The organism is Bradyrhizobium sp. P5_C11_2 (genome assembly GCF_054049755.1).
Map to the genome: position 1 here is coordinate 1 of NZ_JBFULT010000067.1, position 20096 is coordinate 20096.

General features: G+C 65.3%; 20 protein-coding genes. 13 read left to right on the plus strand and 7 right to left on the minus strand.

The window, feature by feature from the left end:
- The coding region (locus tag ACXJL8_RS09860) for a GFA family protein (RefSeq protein ID WP_456684936.1) at nucleotides 1–348 on the minus strand (348 nt) is incomplete at its 3' end.
- A 217-nt stretch (nucleotides 349–565) separates the two neighbouring features.
- Complete coding sequence (gene mddA / locus ACXJL8_RS09865; RefSeq protein ID WP_456684937.1) at nucleotides 566–1354, minus strand: methanethiol S-methyltransferase; 789 nt, start codon at nucleotides 1352–1354, stop codon at nucleotides 566–568.
- 134 nt (nucleotides 1355–1488) lie between these two features.
- On the opposite strand from mddA, the gene ACXJL8_RS09870 reads away from it, so the two are divergent.
- A complete protein-coding gene (locus ACXJL8_RS09870; protein WP_456684938.1) occupies nucleotides 1489–3039 on the plus strand; it encodes a winged helix-turn-helix domain-containing protein in 1551 nt (516 codons plus the stop codon).
- A 37-nt stretch (nucleotides 3040–3076) separates the two neighbouring features.
- On the opposite strand, the gene ACXJL8_RS09875 is transcribed toward ACXJL8_RS09870, so the two are convergent.
- From ACXJL8_RS09875 to ACXJL8_RS09885, 3 genes are all read right to left on the minus strand, one after another.
- Nucleotides 3077–3646, minus strand: a complete 570-nt coding sequence (locus ACXJL8_RS09875) for a DUF2147 domain-containing protein (RefSeq protein WP_456622505.1) — start codon at nucleotides 3644–3646, stop codon at nucleotides 3077–3079.
- A 32-nt stretch (nucleotides 3647–3678) separates the two neighbouring features.
- Nucleotides 3679–4341: a DUF3313 domain-containing protein gene (locus ACXJL8_RS09880; protein WP_456622506.1), complete on the minus strand. Its 663-nt coding sequence runs from the start codon at nucleotides 4339–4341 to the stop codon at nucleotides 3679–3681.
- Nucleotides 4342–4614: 273 nt separating this feature from the next.
- The gene (locus tag ACXJL8_RS09885) at nucleotides 4615–5253 is read right to left on the minus strand and encodes a TetR/AcrR family transcriptional regulator (protein WP_456622507.1); all 639 of its coding nucleotides are present in this window, start codon (nucleotides 5251–5253) and stop codon (nucleotides 4615–4617) included.
- Nucleotides 5254–5468: 215 nt separating this feature from the next.
- On the opposite strand from ACXJL8_RS09885, the gene ACXJL8_RS09890 reads away from it, so the two are divergent.
- The 4 genes from ACXJL8_RS09890 (at nucleotide 5469) to ACXJL8_RS09905 (ending at nucleotide 10652) form a co-directional block, all read left to right on the plus strand.
- Nucleotides 5469–7019, plus strand: a complete 1551-nt coding sequence (locus tag ACXJL8_RS09890; protein WP_456684939.1) for an ABC transporter substrate-binding protein — start codon at nucleotides 5469–5471, stop codon at nucleotides 7017–7019.
- A gap of 203 nt (nucleotides 7020–7222) precedes the next feature.
- Complete coding sequence (locus ACXJL8_RS09895) at nucleotides 7223–8194, plus strand: ABC transporter permease (RefSeq protein ID WP_456622509.1); 972 nt, start codon at nucleotides 7223–7225, stop codon at nucleotides 8192–8194.
- Nucleotides 8191–9030, plus strand: a complete 840-nt coding sequence (locus ACXJL8_RS09900) for an ABC transporter permease (RefSeq protein WP_456622510.1) — start codon at nucleotides 8191–8193, stop codon at nucleotides 9028–9030. Before ACXJL8_RS09895 ends, ACXJL8_RS09900 begins: the two co-directional genes overlap by 4 nt.
- 2 nt (nucleotides 9031–9032) lie before the next feature.
- Entirely contained in the window at nucleotides 9033–10652 is a 1620-nt protein-coding gene (locus tag ACXJL8_RS09905) for an ABC transporter ATP-binding protein (RefSeq protein WP_456684940.1), read from the plus strand.
- Between the two features lie 18 nt (nucleotides 10653–10670).
- On the opposite strand, the gene ACXJL8_RS09910 is transcribed toward ACXJL8_RS09905, so the two are convergent.
- Nucleotides 10671–10943 carry a hypothetical protein gene (locus tag ACXJL8_RS09910; RefSeq protein ID WP_456622512.1) on the minus strand — a complete coding sequence of 91 codons (273 nt, stop codon included), beginning with the start codon at nucleotides 10941–10943 and terminating at the stop codon, nucleotides 10671–10673.
- A 304-nt stretch (nucleotides 10944–11247) separates the two neighbouring features.
- On the opposite strand from ACXJL8_RS09910, the gene ACXJL8_RS09915 reads away from it, so the two are divergent.
- The 3 genes from ACXJL8_RS09915 to ACXJL8_RS09925 all read left to right on the plus strand — a co-directional run bounded on the left by ACXJL8_RS09915 (nucleotide 11248) and on the right by ACXJL8_RS09925 (nucleotide 12718).
- The gene (locus tag ACXJL8_RS09915; protein ID WP_456622569.1) at nucleotides 11248–11472 is read left to right on the plus strand and encodes a hypothetical protein; all 225 of its coding nucleotides are present in this window, start codon (nucleotides 11248–11250) and stop codon (nucleotides 11470–11472) included.
- Nucleotides 11469–11678, plus strand: a complete 210-nt coding sequence (locus ACXJL8_RS09920; RefSeq protein WP_456622513.1) for a hypothetical protein — start codon at nucleotides 11469–11471, stop codon at nucleotides 11676–11678. The genes ACXJL8_RS09915 and ACXJL8_RS09920 overlap by 4 nt, the downstream gene beginning before the upstream one ends.
- 104 nt (nucleotides 11679–11782) lie before the next feature.
- A complete protein-coding gene (locus tag ACXJL8_RS09925; RefSeq protein WP_456622514.1) occupies nucleotides 11783–12718 on the plus strand; it encodes an AEC family transporter in 936 nt (311 codons plus the stop codon).
- 33 nt (nucleotides 12719–12751) lie between these two features.
- Here ACXJL8_RS09925 and ACXJL8_RS09930 read toward each other — a convergent pair whose 3' ends face one another.
- A complete protein-coding gene (locus ACXJL8_RS09930; RefSeq protein ID WP_456622515.1) occupies nucleotides 12752–13036 on the minus strand; it encodes a hypothetical protein in 285 nt (94 codons plus the stop codon).
- A 298-nt stretch (nucleotides 13037–13334) separates the two neighbouring features.
- Here ACXJL8_RS09930 and ACXJL8_RS09935 point away from each other — a divergent pair, with 298 nt between their 5' ends.
- The 5 genes from ACXJL8_RS09935 (at nucleotide 13335) to ACXJL8_RS09955 (ending at nucleotide 19919) form a co-directional block, all read left to right on the plus strand.
- Nucleotides 13335–13655: a hypothetical protein gene (locus ACXJL8_RS09935; protein ID WP_456622516.1), complete on the plus strand. Its 321-nt coding sequence runs from the start codon at nucleotides 13335–13337 to the stop codon at nucleotides 13653–13655.
- Nucleotides 13656–13879: 224 nt separating this feature from the next.
- Nucleotides 13880–14605, plus strand: coding sequence for an outer membrane protein (locus ACXJL8_RS09940; protein WP_456622517.1), 726 nt, complete (start codon nucleotides 13880–13882; stop codon nucleotides 14603–14605).
- 168 nt (nucleotides 14606–14773) lie between these two features.
- Nucleotides 14774–16927 (plus strand): methyl-accepting chemotaxis protein, encoded by a 2154-nt coding sequence (locus ACXJL8_RS09945; RefSeq protein WP_456622518.1) that lies wholly within the window; start codon nucleotides 14774–14776, stop codon nucleotides 16925–16927.
- Nucleotides 16928–17135: 208 nt separating this feature from the next.
- Nucleotides 17136–18197, plus strand: coding sequence for an MBL fold metallo-hydrolase (locus ACXJL8_RS09950; protein WP_456622519.1), 1062 nt, complete (start codon nucleotides 17136–17138; stop codon nucleotides 18195–18197).
- A gap of 162 nt (nucleotides 18198–18359) precedes the next feature.
- Nucleotides 18360–19919 carry a glycosyltransferase 87 family protein gene (locus ACXJL8_RS09955; protein WP_456684941.1) on the plus strand — a complete coding sequence of 520 codons (1560 nt, stop codon included), beginning with the start codon at nucleotides 18360–18362 and terminating at the stop codon, nucleotides 19917–19919.
- Nucleotides 19920–20096 lie beyond the last annotated feature (177 nt).

Sequence of the window (20096 nt, forward strand, 5' to 3'; positions counted from 1 at the left end):
CGGCAGCACCGTCTCGGAATAGTTGACGTGGACGCCGGGCTCGAAAGCGAGCGTGGGAATGGTGGCGGTGAAGACGTCGATCAGGCCAAGCGGCGGGTGGTTGGTCATGAGATGGCCGCCGCACTTCTTGCAGAACTTGCGCTGGCTGAGCGGCGTCTTGGCGAAGGTCTCGACGTGCTGGCCGCCTTCGGTGATGCGCACGGCTTCGGGCTTCCACAGGCTGAAGGCGTTCACCGGTCCGCCCGACCAGGAGCGGCAGGAGCGGCAATGGCAATAGCCCATCGCCTCCGGCGCGCCCGTGACCTCGACAGTGACGGCGCCGCAGAAGCAGTTTCCGAAATGTTTCATTTGGTCTTCTCCGTTGATGAAGGCTGGAAGTCGTCTCCCTCTCCCCGCTTTCGTCCGCCGAAAAGGTGGACGCGGGGAGAGGGTCGGAGTGAGGGGGAGTCACCCCCGGGGACGTCAAGGACAGGACTCGTGAAGAGTTCCCGCGCCGGCTGTGCTACGCGCGTCGCCGCCGCGGCGCGTCCTCCTTTCGGCGGACGCGCGCGGAAAGACGCAAGGATTACACTGACCGGCGCCAGGGAATAAGCATCGACACCCGTTGTTTGTACTGCCGGTACTCGTCGCCGAAGAGATCGATGAGGTCGCGCTCCTCCAGCGCAATGCCGACGAAGATGTAGATCGTGGTCACGGCCGCAAACAGCAGATGGCCCGCAGTCATGGTCGGCGCCGCCCAGAACGCAATGATGAAACCGAGATAGATCGGATGGCGGACGAATTTGTAGAGCAGCGGCGTCTTGAACCGCGGCGGCGCCGGCTCCTTGCCGACGAGATGATTGGTCACCTGATGCAATCCGAACAGCTCGAAATGGTTGATGATGAAGGTCGAGGTGAACACGAGCGCCCAGCCTGCCAGCGCCAGCGTGACGATCGTCACAGCGAGATCCGGGTTCGCGACGTTCCATATGACCGAAGGCAGCGGACGCCACTGCCAGAACAGCAGAAGGAGCGACAGGCTCGCGAACAGCACATAGGTGCTGCGCTCCACCGGCTTGGGGACGAACTGCGTCCACCACGCCTTGAATTGCTGGCGCGCCATCACGCTGTGCTGAATGKCGAACAGCGCCATCAGGAGCAGATTGATGATGACGGCCTCGGCCGTCGGCGTGTCGGTTCCGGTGTCGATGGTCTTCGGCACCACCAGCCCCATGATGAAACCGATGGCGTAGAGGATGGTGACGAAAAACACGAGATATGCCGCAATTCCGTACAGAAAGGCGATGAACTTGAAAATGCGCGAGCCCGTAACCTCGGGGCCGATGGAATGCACCTGTTGATCAATTTGGGTCATAGAAAGCTCCGTTGTGCCAAAACGCCGGCACTTCAATGGTAGGTGCACCATGCCGCACGGGAGGACCCAGGACTTTCGCGGAGGGTTGATTTTCGCCTGAGACGACTTTGATTTTTGCTTGAGACGACAGAAACGTGCGATTTCGCTTTGAAAACAACGTGCTCGACGGCGACCTGCGGGAGCTCACCTGCGGCGGGACGGCCGTGCCGTTGCAGCCGCAGGTGTTCGATCTGCTGCTCTATCTGGTCGCGCAGCGCGCCCGAGTGGTCAGCAAGGATGACCTGATCAGCCAGATCTGGAGCGACCGCATCGTCTCGGACTCCGCGCTGAACAGCCGGATCAACGCCGCGCGCAAGGCGCTCGGCGACGACGGCGCGACCCAGCGGCTGATCAGGACGATCCCGCGCAAGGGCTTTCGCTTCGTCGGCGACGTCAGGGAAGRAGTGGCAGGCTCGCCCGCGCCGGCCGCGGCCAGGCCCGCCCCCGCGCGCCTCGTGACCGACCGTCCTGGGATCGCGGTGCTCGCCTTCGAGAACATGAGCGGCGATCCCGCACAAGAATATTTCGGAGACGGCATCAGCGAGGACATCCTGACCGCGCTGTCGAAGCAGCGCTGGTTCATGGTGATCGCCCGCAACTCGTCCTTCACCTACAAGGGGCGCTCGGTCCACATCAGGCAGATCGCCGAGGAGCTCGGCGTCCGCTACATCGTCGAGGGCAGCGTGCGCAAGGCGGACAACCGCGTGCGCATCACCGCGCAGCTCAACGATGCCACCTCCGGCAGCCATCTCTGGGCCGAACGCTACGACCGCGAGCTCGGCGACGTCTTCGCCGTGCAGGACGAGATCACCAACGCGATCGTCGCGGCGATCGAGCCGCAGATCCATGCGGCGGAGAATTTTCGCAGCCGCCGCAAGCCGCCTGCGAGCCTGGACGCCTGGGATCTGGTGATGCGCGCGCTCTCGCACTATTGGCGCGTGACGCGGCAGGACCATCTCGCCGCTCAGACCCTGCTCGAACGCGCCATCGCGATCGATCCCGGCTACGGCCAGGCGCTGTCGGTGCTGGCGGCGAGCCACATGTTCGGCGTGCATCTCGGCTGGGCCGACCTCGCCACGGCGGCGCCGGTGGCGGAAGCCGCCGCGCTCGCCGCGGTGCGCTGCGACCATGAGGACGCCTGGGCGCATGCCGCGCTCGGCAGCGTCTGCTTCTCGACGCGGCGGCTTGCAGACGCGCTCTCGGAGTTCGAGCAGGCGCTCACGCTCAATCCGAACTTCTCGCTGGCGCAGGGCTATTACGCGCTGGCGCTGTCCTATGCCGGACGGTCGAAGGACTCGTTCGAGGCGGCGCAAAGGGCGATCCGGCTCTCACCGCGCGATCCGTCGCTGGCGATCTATCACGGCATCGCCGGCTATGCGCGCTTCACCGAGCGGCATTATGACGAGGCGATCGCGCTGGCGCGCGAGGCGATCCGCCACCGCGGCGATCTCACCGGCGCCTATCGCGTGCTCGCGGTCTCGGCCGGCATGACCGGTGACCGGGCGCTCGCCGAGACGGCGTTGCAGGAGCTGCGCCGCACCCAGCCCGGCATCTCGCTGCACTGGATCGCTACGCAACTGCCATGGGCGAGCGACGCCGACCGCGAGCATTATCTGGAGGGATTCCGGCGGGCGGGGTTGAKATAGAGCTCGCTCTCCCCGCAAGCGGGGCGAGGTGAAGAGGCTACTTCCCCTTCACTTGTGTCAGCTTCGGCGCCGGCACCTGGGCCCATTCCTTGTCGGCGCGGGGACCGTTGAGATCGCCGGTGAGGCCGACGAGCTGGCCGGGCTGGACGTCGAGGGTCTGCTGCCAGGTCTGGGTCTGGCACAGCAGCTTGATCAGGCAGCCCTTGAGCTTGAGGCGGTCGGCGGATTCGCGCCATAGCGAGACCGAATAGGATTTGCCGTCCTCGGCATTGTAGATGTCGCCGGCGAACCGGCCCTCCGCCGTCGCCTGCAAGCCCATGATGAGCTGGTGGCCGAGCAGCGCGCGGGCGCGCTTGTCGGGATCGGGATTTTCCTGGTCGCGATGGGGCTGGCCGCGCTTGTCGGCCGGCTCCTTCATCCAGACGATGAAGCCGCAGATGCGATCGCGCGATGGTCCGCAGCGCTCCAGACGGATGCGCGCGCGGCCGTCCTCGACGAGCCAGGTGCCGCTGGGATCCGCGGGGGTGGCAGCGCCGGCGCGGCCGCCGAAGGCCATCATCACGATGGTGATCGCGATGCGCAGCACGAAGCGAAGGAAGATGTTCATCAGCAGCACCTTTCGTTGGATGGGGTGTGACGTCAGTTCAGTTGCGCCATCAGCGCCTCGGCGCCCTTGTCGACGCCGGCATTGGCGGCCGCGAGCGCGCCGACGCTGGCCTTGATGTCGTAGGCGCCCGGGTATTGCTTGGTGACGTAGGCAGAGAGCAGGCGCGCGGTCGCGGCGTCGAAGATCTCGACGCCATAGATGACCGAACCGGTCATGGTGCCCTCGCCGTCGCGCGCGGCCTGCACGCCGTTATAGACGGCGCCGGCGACGTCGAAGCGGGAGAGCGTGCCGAGCACCGGCGTGTTGGCGACGGCGCCGGTCAGCGTCAGCCTGATCCGCAGCGTATTCGGCCCGCGCTCGCGCACCAGCATGAAGCGGCTGCGCAGACGTTCGGCGAAGCGGGTCTGCATGGTGGCGGCGAGCGTCGCCTTGTCCTTGTCGGACATGTCGGCGAACTGGTGATCCCGGCCGCGATAGACCACGACAGGTTCGAGGATCACCTTATTATATGCGCGCCAGTCGACCGGCGTGGAGTAGCGGTAGGGCACGCGGCCGGAGGCATCGGACCTGTCCGGCGCCATGTAGGCCGAGGATGCCATCTCGGAATAGGGCACGGGTGCAACCGAGGCGCAGCCGGCCACGCCCGCGCAAAGCACCATCGTTCCCAGACCGCGCAGGGCGATCGAGCGATCCATTCCAACACTCCTCTTGCGGCTTGGCGCAAGGCCATTTTCGGGAAGAAGAAGAACATGGCGACCGCAGCCGCGTGCGGGACCAGACGCGGCTGCGGCGCTCACCATCGCCGGCCCAAGGCATCGTCCGGGGCCATGTCAGACGCCTTGGGCCGCCTCAGTGTTTCCAGTTATAAAACCGACCAGTTGGTTTGTAAAGTACCGAAATGACCGCCTGACACATTTGGCCGCAGGCGCGGCTTTGGGCAGCGACGGTTGGAATTCGTTAACGATGAATCAGGCGCGCTTGCGCGCCGTTCCGGCCTTTGCCGCGGAGGTGTCGCCGGCCTTTACGGCGCGGGCCTTGGCCGGCTTTTCGAGCGGCCGCCATTGGTCGTCATCGAGCAGGCGCGCGAACAGCCGCTGGTGCTCGTCCTTGCTCAGTGGCGACATGCCGAACAGCGAGCTCAACAACAATCCCCGCGCCGCTGCCCAGCGCAACAGCGCGAGATCGGGATCCGCGGCCTCCGCCTTGATGGCCTCCACCCGCTTCATCTCGCGGTCGCGCGGCAGCGACATCAGGCCGGGATTCTCGACCATGGCCGCGACCAGCGCCAGCGCCGCGGAATTCGGCGACGTGGCCGCTTCCCGCACGGTGGCAAGCTGCGTCGCCAGATTGGGATTGGCCGAGGTCGCGCTCACCTTCGCCATATAACGGGTCGAGAATTCCTCGAAATGCTCCATCTGCCGCTCCAGCAGCGCCTTGAGCACGGCTTCCTTGGTGCGGAACTGATGCATGACTCCGCCCTTGCTGAGACCGCTCTCGCGCGCGATGGCGTCAAGCGTCAGCCGGCCGGGCCCGTCGCGCGCAATGATCCTGGTCGCCGCCTCGAGCGCGGCGTTGCGGGATCGTTCGGAGCGTGTGGCATTGTCCATGGCCGACTTGTCTCCGTGACAGGACAATGAATCAAGTGAAAACAGGACGCGCTGTACATTTTTTGTGCGAACACTGTCGAGACTTTCATCTTGCGGCGCCGAATGAGACTGTGTGAGCCTCGATGCCGGATGGGGACTGGGATGGGTCGGCCGTAGCTTCGCGCGCCACGACGTGCGAAGCGTTTACGGCTGGTCTCGCTTGAGAAAGATACGACATGCCAAAACGAGTGTTGCTTGGTGTCCTCCTGGCTTGCGGCCTCACGGCCTCGGCGCTGGCGCAAGAGCCGAAAACGGGGGGCGTGATCAATGCCGTGATCCAGCCCGAGCCACCCGGCCTGATGCTTGCCATGGTCCAGAACGGGCCGGTCCAGATGGTGTCCGGCAACATCTTCGAGGGCCTGCTGCGCTACAGCCCCAAGCTCGAGCCGCTGCCGGAGCTCGCCGAGAGCTGGAGCGTCAGCGAAGACGCCAAGACCTACACCTTCAAGCTCAGGAAGGGCGTGACCTGGCATGACGGCAAACCCTTCACCGCCGCCGACGTGCTGTTCTCGATCGAGATGCTGAAGCAGACCCATGCGCGCGCCCGCAACAACCTCGTGCAGGTCGACAAGGTCGAGGCGCCCGACGACTACACGGTGGTGTTCACGCTGAAGCAGCCGTTCGGCCCGTTCCTCGGCATCTTCGAGGTCGGCTCGATGCCGATGGTGCCGAAGCATCTCTATGAAGGCACCGACTGGAAGACCAACCCCTACAACAACGCGCCGATCGGCACCGGCCCCTTCATGTTCAAGGAATGGCAGAAGGGCTCGTTCATCCGCCTGGTCAAGAACCCGAACTATTACGAGAAGGGCAAGCCCTATCTCKACGAGATCTACTGGCAGATCATCCCCGACGCCGCGGCGCGCTCGGTGGCGTACGAGACCGGCAAGGTCGACGTGCTGCCCGGCGGCTCGGTGGAGAATTTCGACGTGCCGCGGCTGTCCAAGCTGAAGGACACCTGCGTCACCGGCGCCGGCTGGGAGTTCTTCTCGCCGCTGGCCTGGCTGTGGCTGAACAACCGCCAGGGTCCGCTCGCCGACAAGCGCGTGCGGCAGGCCATCATGTTTGCGATCGACCGCGACTTCGCCAAGGACGTGATCTGGAACGGGCTCGGCAAGGTCGCGACCGGCCCGTCCGCCTCGACCATCAAGTACTACACCTCCGACGTGCCGAAATATCCCTATGATCCGGCCAAGGCCAAGGCGCTGTTGAAGGAAGCCGGCTACAAGGGCGAGAAGATCCGCATGCTGCCGCTCGCCTATGGCGAGACCTGGCAGCGCTGGGGCGAAGCCGTGAAGCAGAACCTCCAGGACGTCGGCATGAACATCGAGACGATCGCCACCGATGTTGCCGGCGGCAACCAGAAGATCGGCGACTGGGATTACGACATCGCCTTCACCTATCTCTATCAGTATGGCGATCCCGCGCTCGGCGTCGGCCGCAACTACGTCTCCAGCGCCATCGCCAAGGGCCAGGTGTTCAACAACGTCGAGGGCTATTCCAACCCGGAGATCGACAAGCTGTTCGCCGACGGCGCGGTCGCCACGCCCGACTCCAAGCGCAAGGAGATCTACGAGAAGGCGCAGAAGATCCTGGTCGAGGACGTGCCGGTGGCCTGGATGCTCGAGCTGCAATTCCCGACCATCATGCGCTGCAAGGTCAAGAACCTGATCACCACGGGGATCGGGGTCAATGACGGCTTCAAGGACGCATGGCTCGACAAGTGATGGCGCTCCTGACTTCACCTCTCCCCGCTTGCGGGGAGAGGTCAACGCGCTCGCAGAGCGCGGCGGGTGAGGGGGTACAGGTCCATCAGAATTCTCACCCGTGGAGAGAGGCCCCTCACCCCAACCCTCTCCCCGCAAGAGCGGGGCGAGGGAGCGCACTGCCCATGTGGCTCCAGGTCACGCTACAAGATATGACTCCCTAAATGCTCTCCTTCGTCGCTCAGCGTGTCGTGAAGGGCGTGATCGTTCTGCTCGCGATCGTCGTCCTCAATTTCTTCCTGATCCGGCTTGCCCCCGGCGACCCCGCGGTCGTGATGGCGGGCGAGGCCGGCGCCAGCGATCAGATCTTCGTCCAGCAGCTGCGGGAAAAGTTCGGCCTCGACAAGCCGCTGCCCGAGCAGCTCTTCATCTACGTCAAGGGCGTCGTCACCCTCGACCTCGGCTTCTCCTTCCGCCAGCAGGCGCCGGTGTCGAAGCTGATCGGCGAGCGGCTGCCGGCGACGCTGTTGCTGACGCTGACGGCGTTCGCGATCTCGCTGATGCTCGGCGTCCTCTTCGGCAGCTTCGCCGCGCGCTTTGCCGGAACCTTCCTCGACACCGCCATCACCGTCTTCGCGCTGATCTTCTACGCCATGCCGATCTTCTGGGTGGCGCTGATGGGCATTTTGCTGTTCTCGGTCACCATGGATTGGCTGCCGAGCTTCGGCTACGAGACGGTCGGCGCCAATTTGACCGGCCCTGCCCATGTGGTCGACGTCGCAAAGCACCTGATCATGCCGGCGATGACGCTCGGCCTGTTCTTCATGGCGACCTATACCCGCATGACGCGGGCCTCGATGCTCGAGGTGAAGCGCCTCGACTTCGTCAAGACGGCGCGCGCGAAAGGCCTGTCCGACGCGGTGATCCAGCGCCGCCACGTGCTGCGCAACGCGCTGCTGCCGGTGGTGACGCTCGCCGGCGTGCATTCCGGCACGCTGATCGGCGGCGCCGTCATCACCGAGACCGTGTTCGCTTGGCCCGGCATCGGGCGTCTGATGTACGACGCGCTGTTGCAGCGGGACTACAATCTGCTGCTCGGCGTCTTCGTGATCTGCTCGGCCATGGTCCTGATCTTCAACCTCATCACCGACCTGGTCTACCGCCTGGTCGACCCGCGCATCGAATACGCCACATGAAACAGTTCTGGAAATCGATGCTGAAGAGCCCGAGCGGCGTCATCGGGCTCATCATCCTCCTGGTCGCGATCGCGGTCGCGGTGTTCGGACCGATGCTGTTCCCGAACTCGCCCTGGCGCATGGTGCAGCGGCCGTTCCTGCCGCCCTTCACGCTCTCGACCGTGCCGCTCGGCACCGACGCGCTCGGCCGCGACGTGTTCGCCGGCATGATTTTTGGCGCGCGCGTGTCGCTGCTGGTCGGCCTTGTCTCMACGCTGGTCGCGCTGATCGTCGGCGTGCCGATCGGCGCCATGGCCGGCTATTTCGGCGGCAGGGTCGACGACGCCTTGATGCGCTTCACCGAATTCTTCCAGACCATTCCGAGCTTCGCGCTCGCGATCGTGCTGGTCGCGATCCTGCAACCCTCGATCTATTCGATCGTCGCCTCGATCGCGGTGGTGAGCTGGCCGCCGGTCGCACGCCTCGTCCGCGGCGAGGTGCTGTCGCTGCGCACGCGGGAATACGTCCAGGCGGCCGTGGTCACGGGCCAGAGCAATAGCTGGATCATCCTGCGCGAGATTTTGCCGAACGCGCTGTCGCCGGTGATCGTGCTGGCCTCGCTGATGGTCGCAACCGCGATCCTGCTGGAGTCCTCGCTGGCGTTCCTCGGCCTCGGCGATCCCAATCTGATCTCGTGGGGCTATATGGTCGGGGCCGGCCGCACCGTGATCCGCCAGGCCTGGTGGATCACCGTATTCCCCGGCGTCGCCATCTTGATCTCGGTGCTCGGCCTGAACCTGATCGGCGAAGGCCTCAACGACGCGCTCAATCCGCGCCTGTCGCGCGAGGGGCGCTGACCATGACCGCCCCGGCCACCGTCTCCATCAAGAACCTGCGGATCGCGCTGCCCAAGAGCGCCGAGCGGCCGTTCGCCGTCGACGGCATCTCGCTGGACCTGAGGGCCGGCAAGATCGTCTGCGTCGTCGGCGAATCCGGTTCCGGCAAATCGATGTGCGCGCACGCACTGATGGGCCTCTTGCCTGATACGGTCGACGTCACGTCCGGCGAGATCATGTTCGAGGGCCGCGACCTGCTCAAGCTCGACGATGACGGCTGGCGCGATTTGCGCGGCCGCCGGCTCGCGATGATCTTTCAGGAGCCGATGACCGCGCTCAATCCCTTGATGCGGATCGGCGACCAGATGGCGGAGATGTTCGAGGCGCACGGCCTGCTCACGCCAAAGGAGCGTCGCGCCAAGGCGCTGTCGCTGGCGCGCGAGGTCGGCCTGCCCGACCCCGAGCGCATCGTGCGGGCCTATCCGCACCAGCTCTCCGGCGGCCAGCGCCAGCGCGCGATGATCGCGATGGCGCTCGCGCTCGAGCCGGYGGTGCTGGTGGCGGACGAGCCGACCACCGCGCTCGACGTCACCACGCAGGCGCAGATCCTCAAGCTGATCCGCAACCTCCAGCGCAACCGCAACATGGCGGTGATGTTCATCACCCATGATTTCGGCGTGGTCGCCGATATCGCCGACCAGGTCGTGGTGCTCAGGCATGGCAAGGTGGTGGAGGAAGGCCCCGCCAGCTCCGTCTTCAACCAGCCGCAGCACGACTACACCAAGGCGCTGCTCGCCGCGGTGCCGACCATGGACCCGCCGGCACGCGAGCCGCTCGACGATCAAGCCAAGGCCGTCGAGGTGATCGGGCTGTACAAGACCTACGTCACCTCGGGCGGCTGGTTTCGCGAGGACCGCCGCGTCGATGCCGCGCGTGCGGTCAACTTCAACATCCTGAAGGGCGAGACGCTCGGCCTCGTCGGCGAATCCGGCTCCGGCAAGTCGTCTGTGGCGCGCCTCGTGATGCGGCTGATCGAAGCCGACCGCGGCACGGTGCGGATCGGGGAGACCGATCTCACCTCGCTCACAGGCAAGGCGCTGCGCGCCGAGCGCCATCGCATCCAGATGATCTTTCAGGATCCGTTCGCCTCGCTCAATCCGCGCCGCAAGATCGGCCACATCATCGCCGACGGCCCGATCGCGGCCGGCACCGATCCGAAGGTGGCGTTCGATCGCGCCCGCGATCTGCTGAAAATGGTCGGCCTCGATGCCGGAGCGCTCGACCGCTATCCGCACGAATTCTCCGGCGGCCAGCGCCAGCGCGTCGGCATCGCGCGCGCGCTCGCGCTCGAGCCCGAGATCATCGTCGCCGACGAGGCGGTCTCCGCGCTCGACGTCTCCGTGCAGGCGCAGGTCTTGAGGCTGCTCGAAGACCTCAAGACGCGCCTTGGCCTGTCGATGCTGTTCATCACCCACGATCTGCGGGTCGCGGCGCAAATCTGTGACCGCATCGCGGTGATGCAGCGCGGCGCCATCGTCGAGCTGAAGCCGACCGCGCAGCTGTTCGCCGCGCCCGAGCACGCCTATACGCGCGAGCTGCTGGCCGCGGTGCCGGGACGGAAAGAGCGCGCGCCGGCGGCGTGAGGGAGCCGATCTCGGCTGCTACTTGGCCCGAGGATTGGTGTTGTTCCAGGTGGGGACTGAGTTGGTCACGCCGACCGAGGGCTGGTTGGACGTTCCGACCGACGGCGCCGTAACGGTCCCGACAGTCTGTCCGGAGCTTCCAAAAGTCGTGCCTTGCGTTGCTGGCGCTCCAGAGCTCCCGCTCGTGTTGCCTTGGGTGCCCGCCGTAGACGTCTGCGCGCTTGCAGCGAATGGCGCTGCCGCAAATCCGACAGCGATGAGTGCAGCAATGGAGCGTCTCGTTCTTGTCATGGCTGATCCTTTCGGGGGGTGGCCCCTCAGTCGCATCAGCCGCTCGATCGTCGAACCGCTCRTGCACTGAGTAACCTTACAACTCGATGCACGCGAAAATGTGCCGCAACCGGTCATGCAGTGGGTCCCAATACTCCTCACGATGCCGCGACGAATGGGACGCAAGCAGCTCACGCCGGCGACATAAGAGCGGAGATTTGCTTCGGTATCCCGTTCCGCTCCCGTAACGATACGGTCACGGGCTTTTTATCCCTTGTGACCGCCCGCACGGCTGCAAGCCTTGGGCCTTCACCCCATATCGCAATTGAATGATTTTCATCATCTGATGATGGATCAGCGATCTATTGGAGCGAGCATGGGACAGGTTATTCAGTTTGTCTCGAGATCCGAGCGCGAACGATTGCGCCTCATCCAGGAGGCCCGCGCGATCTACGACAGCATCTTCCCGTCGGCTGACCCGGCCGGCGAGCAGCAGGACAAGGCAACGATCAGTCGTGCAGCCGGCAGCAGCGTGGAAAACCTGTCGTGATCAAGATCATCGCTGTGCTCTGCAGCCTCTCCTCTCCGGGGAATTGTCACGAGCAGATCGTCACCACGTCGGACTTTGCCAGCGTGTCGATGCAGTCCTGCCTGATGGGCGCGCCGCAGCTCGCCGAATGGATGAACCAGCATCCGGCCGAGCGCCTGGCGGGATGGCGCTGCGTGTTTGGTCAACAGACCGGCAGGGGCGCCTGAGGTCACAGGCCGCCTGATCGGGGCGGCGCGATCCGGTTGAACCGTGACGAGCATGCATCGCCAAGGTAGGATGGCGTGCAGTTGCTCGTTAGGGGGAAAGCCGGATGGAGGTCGCCAGCCTCGTTCTTCCCGTATTCGCGATCATCGTCACCGGCTGGCTGGCCGGTGCTCTCGGCTATCTCTCGCGCTCGCTGGCGGACGCGCTGGTCCATTTCGCCTACAACGTGGCGATGCCGGCGCTGCTGGTCGTCACCATCGCGCAGGAGCCGGCGCGCAATCTGCTGGAATGGCGCTTCCTGCTCGCTTTCGGCGGCGGCTCCCTGCTCTGCTTCGCGCTGGTCTTCCTGGCGGTCCGCACCGGCGGCAAGCGCGATCTCGCCAGCAGCACGATCCATGGCATGGCGGCGGCGATGACCAATACCGGGTTCGTCGCGCTCCCGATCCTGCACGCGATCTACGGCCAGCCCGCCGTCCTGCCCGCCGCGGTGGCGACGGTGTTCGTGGCCGCCGTGATGTTTCCGATCACGGTGATCCTGCTGGAAAGGGACGCGCACGGGCCTGTGCATTCCGCCGGCCTCGCGAAGCAGATCCTGCTCAATCCGATGGTCCTGTCGACCCTCATTGGTCTGACATGGGCGATCACGGGCTTGCCGATTCCGGCGCCGGTCGCGGCCTATCTGAACATGATCGCAGCCGCGCTCACGCCCTGCGCGCTGTTTGCCATCGGGCTCGGGCTGTCGGTTGAGGGCCTGCGATCGAACCTGAAGGCATCGTTCGCACTCTCAGCCGTGAAGCTGGTGGTGATGCCGCTGATCGTCTACGGACTTTGCGTAATCACCGGTCTCAATGCCCTCTACACCGTCGCGGCCGTCGTATGCGCGGCCGTGCCGACGGCGAAAACCGTGTACGTGCTGGCGCACGAATACAAGGTCGAGGAGAAACTGGTCGCGGCCACGGTCTCGGTCACGACGATGCTGTCGGTCGCAACGTTGCTGGTCGCGCTCTATCTTCTTTCCGGCCTCGCGACCGGCACGCACTGACCGGCACCCGCATGCGCCTCGCAGACGTGCTCCCTACCTGGTGGTGTTGCGCCAGGTCGGGACTGCGTTGGTCACGCCCACCGACGGCCAATTGTACGTACCGATCGAGGGTGCGGTGACCGTGCCGACGGTCTGTCCGGAGCTGCCGTAGGTCGTGGGTTGCGTTGCCAGCGGCCCTCCGGCGCTGCCATAGGTCGGGGCCACGACACCCGTGCTGTAGTGTCTGGCGGACCTGTGCTTCTTCGCCTCGACAGCGGCGGGGGCCGTAGCCAGCCCGACAGTGATGAGTGCGGCAATCGCGAGTTTGATGCTTGTCATGGCTGATCCCTTCGTCGCCGTGGACCCCGTTGTGCCAACTGTTCATTGATCGGGAAATGTCCATAGGACTCCCGTTCATAACTCCGTGCGCGCGCGAAGGTGCCGGTGCGCGGTCGCACGGCCTGATCAGCGCCGCCGCGGGCGGCAGGCCTTGCGGTTGTGGCGCTCCTTCACGGTCGCGACCGAATGCATCAGTTCCTTGAAGGCCGCGACCGCCGATCGCTGTGCGCGAGGCTTCGGTTGGACCCGAATCAGCGCTAGTGCATTGCCTTCGGCGACTCCCCTGGACGCGAGCAACATGACCGGCCCCGAACTGAAGCAACTCCGCGACGACCTCTCCGCTGCCCTCGACAGGAAGCTGTCGGCAGCCGACATGGCGAAGCTGTGCGGATTGCCTGAGAAGGGCGGCGCCGACACCATCCGGCGCTGGGAGGTGCGCGGCCCGACCCTGGCTGCGACCAAGGTGCTGCGCGTGCTGGCGATGGCGAGCGAGCGCTATCCGATCCTGGAGAACTTCGACATCTTCGATCGCCACGACGTGCGCGAGGAAGACCGGCCGGCCAAGCGCGCGGCGTTCCGCGAGCAGATGCGCGACGAGGCGCGGCGGCGACTTGGTTAACGGAAGGCGCACGCAGGTTACCCGCGGGCTGCAAGGTTAAGCCTTCCTTCAGCATTTCTTAAGCCGGCATTAAGCACGAAAACCAATTGCAGCCCAATAAGTTAGGTTGGGTGCCGTTGTGCCATGCATGTGACAGCATTTTCGTCAAAAGCTAGCTATCTGCAAAACCAACGACGGCGCGGAAAGCGCGCCTGCCGGGGACCAAAGTGTTGGAGTTCAAGACGATGAAGAAGTTTCTGTTTGCGACCGTGGCGCTGCTCGTGGCGGGCGCGGCCGCGCCGGCCGTCGGCGCCGATCTCGGCGCCCGCCCCTATTACAACAAGGCCGCGCCGGCCTATGCCGCACCGATCTACAACTGGACCGGGTTCTATCTCGGCGCCCATGTCGGCGGCGCGTTCTCCAGCGACAACAATTTCAACGGCCTCTCCACCGGCAACAACGGCAACGGCCGCTTCCTCGGCGGCTTGCAGGTCGGTGCGGACTGGCAGCTCAACCCGAACTTCGTGGTCGGCGTCGAAGGCCAGTATTCCTGGCTCTCCGGCAACGTCGGCGCGGTGTTCCCCGGCGGCGTCGCCTACACCAACGACCAGCGCGGCCTCGGCTCGATCACCGGCCGCGTCGGCTACACCTGGGGTCCTGGGCTGCTCTACGTGAAGGGCGGCTACGCCTTCTCCGACAACAACGAGAAGGTGACGGTTGGTGGCGTGCCGACCGCCTTCGTGATCGATGGCGACCACCGCAACGGCTACACCGTCGGCGCCGGCCTCGAATACATGTTCGCGCCGAACTGGTCGGCCAAGGCCGAGTATCAGTACTACAATTTCGGCGACGCGCACTTCACCGGAGGCCCGCTGGCGGGCACCGGCAACTTCACCACCGACGACCACACCATCAAGGCGGGCGTCAACTACCGCTTCAACTGGGCCGGCCCGGTGGCCGCGCGCTACTGATCGGTAACCAAGACCTCTCTTGCGACGAAGGGCCGGCAACTCTGCCGGCCCTTTCTTTTTTCGCTCTGCGGAACAAGCGCAACCGATTGCACCAAATGCGATTTTTTAACCGGCGCCGCTGATACTGCGGCCCGCAAAACATAAGCAAGAATATCTGGGGGAATTTCGATGGCGATCCGTCTGAGCCTTGGTCACGCCCTGGGCCGCTTCAGGCCTCGTTTCTCGTTGCCGAAATGGGGCGTGCGCGGCAGCCTGTTCGCGGCCTTCGCGGTGATCGCGGGCATGGGCCTCGTGATCTCGGCGGGCGCCGGCTTCGTGTTCAAGCATCTCGGCAGCACCATGATGGATCTGAGCGGCCGCGACATTCCGCGCCTCTCCGCGAGCCTTCAGCTCGCCTCGCAAAGCGCAACGCTCGCGGCGCAAGGCCCGGGCCTGTTGGCATCGCCCTCCGACGAAGCGCTGAGCGAGCGGACCAAGAAGGTGCAGGAAATCCAGCAGCTCGCCATGGCCAAGCTCGGCGAGATCATCGAGCTCGGCGCCGACAAGCAGATCGCGACCGCGCTCCGCGACACCGCCAAGAGCATCGACGAGGCGACGCAGAGCCTGGTGTCGGCCGCGCGCGAACGGCTGGAAACCGGCGTGCTGCACGACAAGCAGTATGAAGCGCTGCGCAAGGCGCAGCTCGCCTTCGTCGGCGCGGCCGGTCCCGCGATGCTGGATGCACAGACACGGCTGAACGCGATCCTCGGTGCGGCGGACGTCTCCGCGGACGACGCCACCGAAGCCGCCCGCACCGTCGCCCAGATCTCGACCGTCTCCGCCAATGGCAATCTGATGGCCGCCGACATGATGGCGGCGCTCTCGGCCAGCAACAGCGACACGCTCGAGGCGATCGAGAAGGAGTTCAAGGCGACCCGCGACCGCGTCAAGTCGAACCTCGAGGACCTCCCGAACGTGCCCTCGATGCAGGCGATGCGCGACGCCGTGCAAAAGCTGTTCGCCTTCGGCGAGGGCAAGACCGGCGTATTCAAGATCCGCCAGAAGGAGCTCGACGCCATCGACTACGGCCAGACCATCCTGGACGAGACGCGCAAGCTCAATGTCGGCCTCGGCATCAGCGTGCAGCAGCTCGTCGACGGCGTCCAGAAGGAGACCAACGCGTCGACCTTCCAGGCCCGCCAGGAGATTTCGCTGGCCACCTCGAGCATGCTGGCGCTGGGTGCGCTGACGCTGGTCGGCTCGGCGCTGTTCGTCTGGCTCTATGTCGGCCGCAACATCCTGCGCCGGATCGGCGGGCTCCAGCGCGCCATGCAGCTGCTCTCGGCCGGCGATCTCGACACCGAGATCGCGCGCTCGCGGCATCATGACGAGATCGGCGCGATGACCGACACGCTGACCGTGTTCCGCGACAGCATGATCGAGGCCCGGGCGCTGGCGGACGAACAGGACAGGGACCGTGTCGCCAAGGCCGAGCGCGCCGCGCGCATGGAGGCGAAGATCGCCGAGTTCGAGAGCACGGTGCGTTCCGCGCTCGACAATCTCGCGCAGTCGGCCAACTCGATGCAGTCGACCGCGCAGAGCATGTCGAACACCGCCGACCAGTCCAACGCGCTGGTCAACGCGGTCGCCTCCGCCGCCGAGGAAACCTCGGTCAACGTGCAGACCGTGTCATCAGGCACCGAGCAGCTGTCGTCCTCGATTGCCGAGATCAGCCGCCAGGTGGTCACCTCGGCCGGGATCGCCAAAAAGGCGGTCGACGAAGCCGGCGCGACCGATGCGACGGTGCAGAGCCTCGCCGACAGCGCGAGCCGCATCAGCGTCGTGGTCGATCTGATCCAGACCATCGCGTCGCAGACCAATCTGCTGGCGCTCAATGCCACCATCGAGGCCGCGCGCGCAGGCGAGGCCGGCCGCGGCTTCGCGGTGGTCGCCTCCGAGGTGAAGAGCCTCGCGAGCCAGACCGCGAAGGCCACGGAAGAGATCCGCACCCAGATCGTCAGCATGCAGCAAGTCACGACCTCGGCGGTCGGCGCCATCCAGGGCATCGGCCGGATCATCGGCGAGATCAACGACGTCACGACGACGATTGCCGCCGCGGTCGAGCAACAGGGTGCGGCGACCCGCGAGATCGCCCGCAACATCCAGCATGCGGCCGGCGGCACCAGCGAGGTCTCCAGCAACATCGTCGGCGTCTCCACCGCCTCCGCCGAAGCCGGCGCCGCGGCGAGCGAAGTGCTGGGTGCCTCGGACGCGCTCCGCCGCGAGGCCGACATGCTGCGCGGAGAGATCGACGCCTTCCTCAACAACATGCGGGCGGCCTGATTGTCATTCCGGGGCGGCACATAGCGCCGAACCCGGAATCTCGCACCACGATCTCGGGATTCCGGGTTCGCGCTGGCGCGCGCCCCGGAATGACAGCGTTTCGGCTCGTCCGGGCCACGGAAAAACGCCCCGGAATGACCGCTATGCGAGCCGTACCCGCGCCCTTTTTTGGCTGGCGCCGCGCGGCCTCTGGGTTTAAGCCGGTAGTATGCATTCGAAGACCGACACCCCGCAGTCCTCCGCCGAGGCTTTGCGCTACCCCTGGGAACAGCATCCCGGCCCCGAAGAGGTCGTGGAAGTGCGGCCGGGCGTGTTGTGGGTACGGCTGAAGCTGCCGTTTCGCCTCAACCATGTGAACATCTACCTGCTCGCCGACGGCGACGGCTATGCGATGGTCGATGCCGGCTTCGGCAATGAGGAGACGATCGAAGCCTGGACCAAGCTGTTCGACGGCCCGCTGCAAGGCGTCCACATCACCCGCCTGATCGTCACCCATTCCCATCCCGACCATGTCGGGCTCGCGGGCTGGATCGTCGAGCGCTTCAACTGCCCGCTTCTGATGTCGCAGGTCGAATATCTGCAATCGGTCTATCACCAGAACCGCGGCACCGAGGAACGGCGCGAGGCGCAGCGGCTGTTCTTCCGCCGCCACGGCATGGACGAAGACCTGACCGACAAGCTGCTCGGCCGCGGCCAGGATTATCTCAAGCGCGTCTCGGTGCTGCCGCCGTCCTATCGCCGCATCTCGCATGGCGACGAGGTCGTGATCGGCCCGCGCCGCTTCAAGGTGATCACCGGCGGCGGCCACGCGCTCGACCAGGTGATGCTGTATTGCGCCGACGACAAGCTGTTCCTCTCCGCCGACCAGGTGCTGAGCAAGATCTCGCCCAATGTCAGCGTCTGGGCGGTCGAGCCCGACCAGAACTCGCTCGGCGAATATCTGGCCTCGCTCGCAAGCCTCACCACCACGCTGCCCTATGACCTCCTGGTGCTGCCCGGCCACGGCGTGCCGTTCTACGGCTTGAAGACCCGCATCAAGCAGCTCGCCGACCATCACGAGGACCGCTGCCGCCTGATCGCGGATGCCTGCCGCGAGGTGCCGCAGACCTCGCGCGAGCTGGTGCCGGTGGTGTTCAACAAATATCCCCTCGACGTGCACCAGATGGGCTTCGCCTCCGGCGAGCTGATCGCCCACGTCAACTACATGCTGGTCGAGGGCCGGCTGACGGCCGAAACCGCCGACGGCGTGCTGCGGTTCCGCACGACCTGAGCGGGTCGACGCGGCCACCGTTTATCCATTATTAAATTCTGCAATCTTAAGTGGCGGCGCCGCCCCTCACCTGGCGCCGTGATGCAACAACGCGCGACAACAGCCGCTGACCTGTCCGACGCGGCTTCCGCGGCCGCGGCCGGAGGATTCCGGCGATCATGGATGGCGGCCCTGCGCGGAAAGACGCTCGCATCCGTCGCCATCGTCYTCTGCTCGATGTTGGCAGGCGCGCTCTACACGTTCGCGAGCGGCGAGGACGTCAACTGGGATTGGCAGAACTACCACGAATACAATGTCTGGGCCGTGCTCAACGGCCGTTATCACCTGGATGCGGTTCCGCCGGGCTTTCAGACCTACTTCAATCCGATCGTCTATTTTCCGGTCTATTATCTCCGCCACTTTCTGCCATCGCCCTATGGGCTGATGATCATGGGCGCGATTCACGGTCTCAACCTCGCGCTCATCTGCCTGTTCGCACGCATGGTCCTGCGCCAGGCCGCAACCATCGCGGCGACCGCGGCGGCGGTCGTGATCGCGGCCTTCGGTCCGATGACGCTCTCGGAGGTGGGCACCAGCTTTTCCGACGTGCTGCTTGCATTGCCTGTGATCGGCGGTTTCCTGCTGATCCTGGCCGCAGACCGATCGCCCACAGCCAACCACCTGCTGGCCGGGCTGTTGATTGGCGCCGCGGTTGGATTGAAGCTAACCAATGTCGTCTACGCCGTGGGTGCAGCGGCTGCGATGCTGGCCGCCACGCGTCCGCTCAAGGCCACTGTTCTTCTTGGACTGGGCGGGATCGCCGGCGCGGCGCTGACGGGCGGCGAATGGTGCCTGATCGCCTGGCGCGACACCGGCAATCCGATTTTCCCGCTGTTCAATGCGGTGTTCCAGTCCAGGGAAGTGGCGTCCATCAACCTGATGGACGCGCAGTTCATGCCCCACAGCGTGCCCGATGCGCTCGCCTACCCCTTCTACTGGCTGGTGGGAGACCACAGGGGCGCGGAACATCCATTCCGCGACGCGCGTTTCGCGATCGTGATGGTGCTACTCGTGCTCGGCTTGCTTGCGCGCATGGCGCGAAGCAGCGCGATCTTCACACGACGTGACATACAGTTCGTGGTGCTCTTTGCGGTCTCCTATCTGGCATGGCTCGGCCTGTTCTCGATCCAGCGCTACGCGGTGGTTCTGGAATTATTGTGCGGCCCGATGATCGTCCTGCTGCTCGCGCGCCTCGCTGCAGGCGCAAGGCCGACATTGCCTGCGACGTCCTCCGTTCCGCTGAACGCGCTGATGATGACGGTCGCCGTTGCGATCGCCCTGTGGTCGCAGCCGGCGGACTGGTGGCACCGCCCCTGGTCCGACACCTACCGGCCCAAGATCGCGGACGAACTCCGTCAGCCAGCGACCTACTTTATCCTCGGCAAGCCGCTCGCCTATATCGCGCCCCAGCTTCCACCACAGTCGCGCTTCTATCTGCTCGCCGATATCGGTGTGCCCATCGTCCCCGGCGGCATCTTTGACCAGCGTATCCGCGCCGGGATGAAGGCTCCCTTGCCCGGTGGTGTCCGCGAATTGCACATGCGCGGCGAGCCGGACCGCACCGCGCTCCTCGATCGCTACGCGCTTGCGATCGATCCCTCCAGACCCTGCGTCGCCATCGAAGGCGCCCGCCCCGACACCATCCTCGAAAGCTGCCCGCTCATGGCGCGGGCCTCGCGTTAGCCGGCCAGGCCCCGCTTCAGCGGATGGTGCAGAGCAGCATTATGGCTCGCGTGAACTTGATCGGGATCAAGTTTCAAATCGCACGATAGGGCATTTTGCCCAAATGCCCCTGAGGCCCAAATATGGGATAGCGCATAGACATTAGAGCTGGAAAAGCTCTAAGAAGATGCGAGCCCT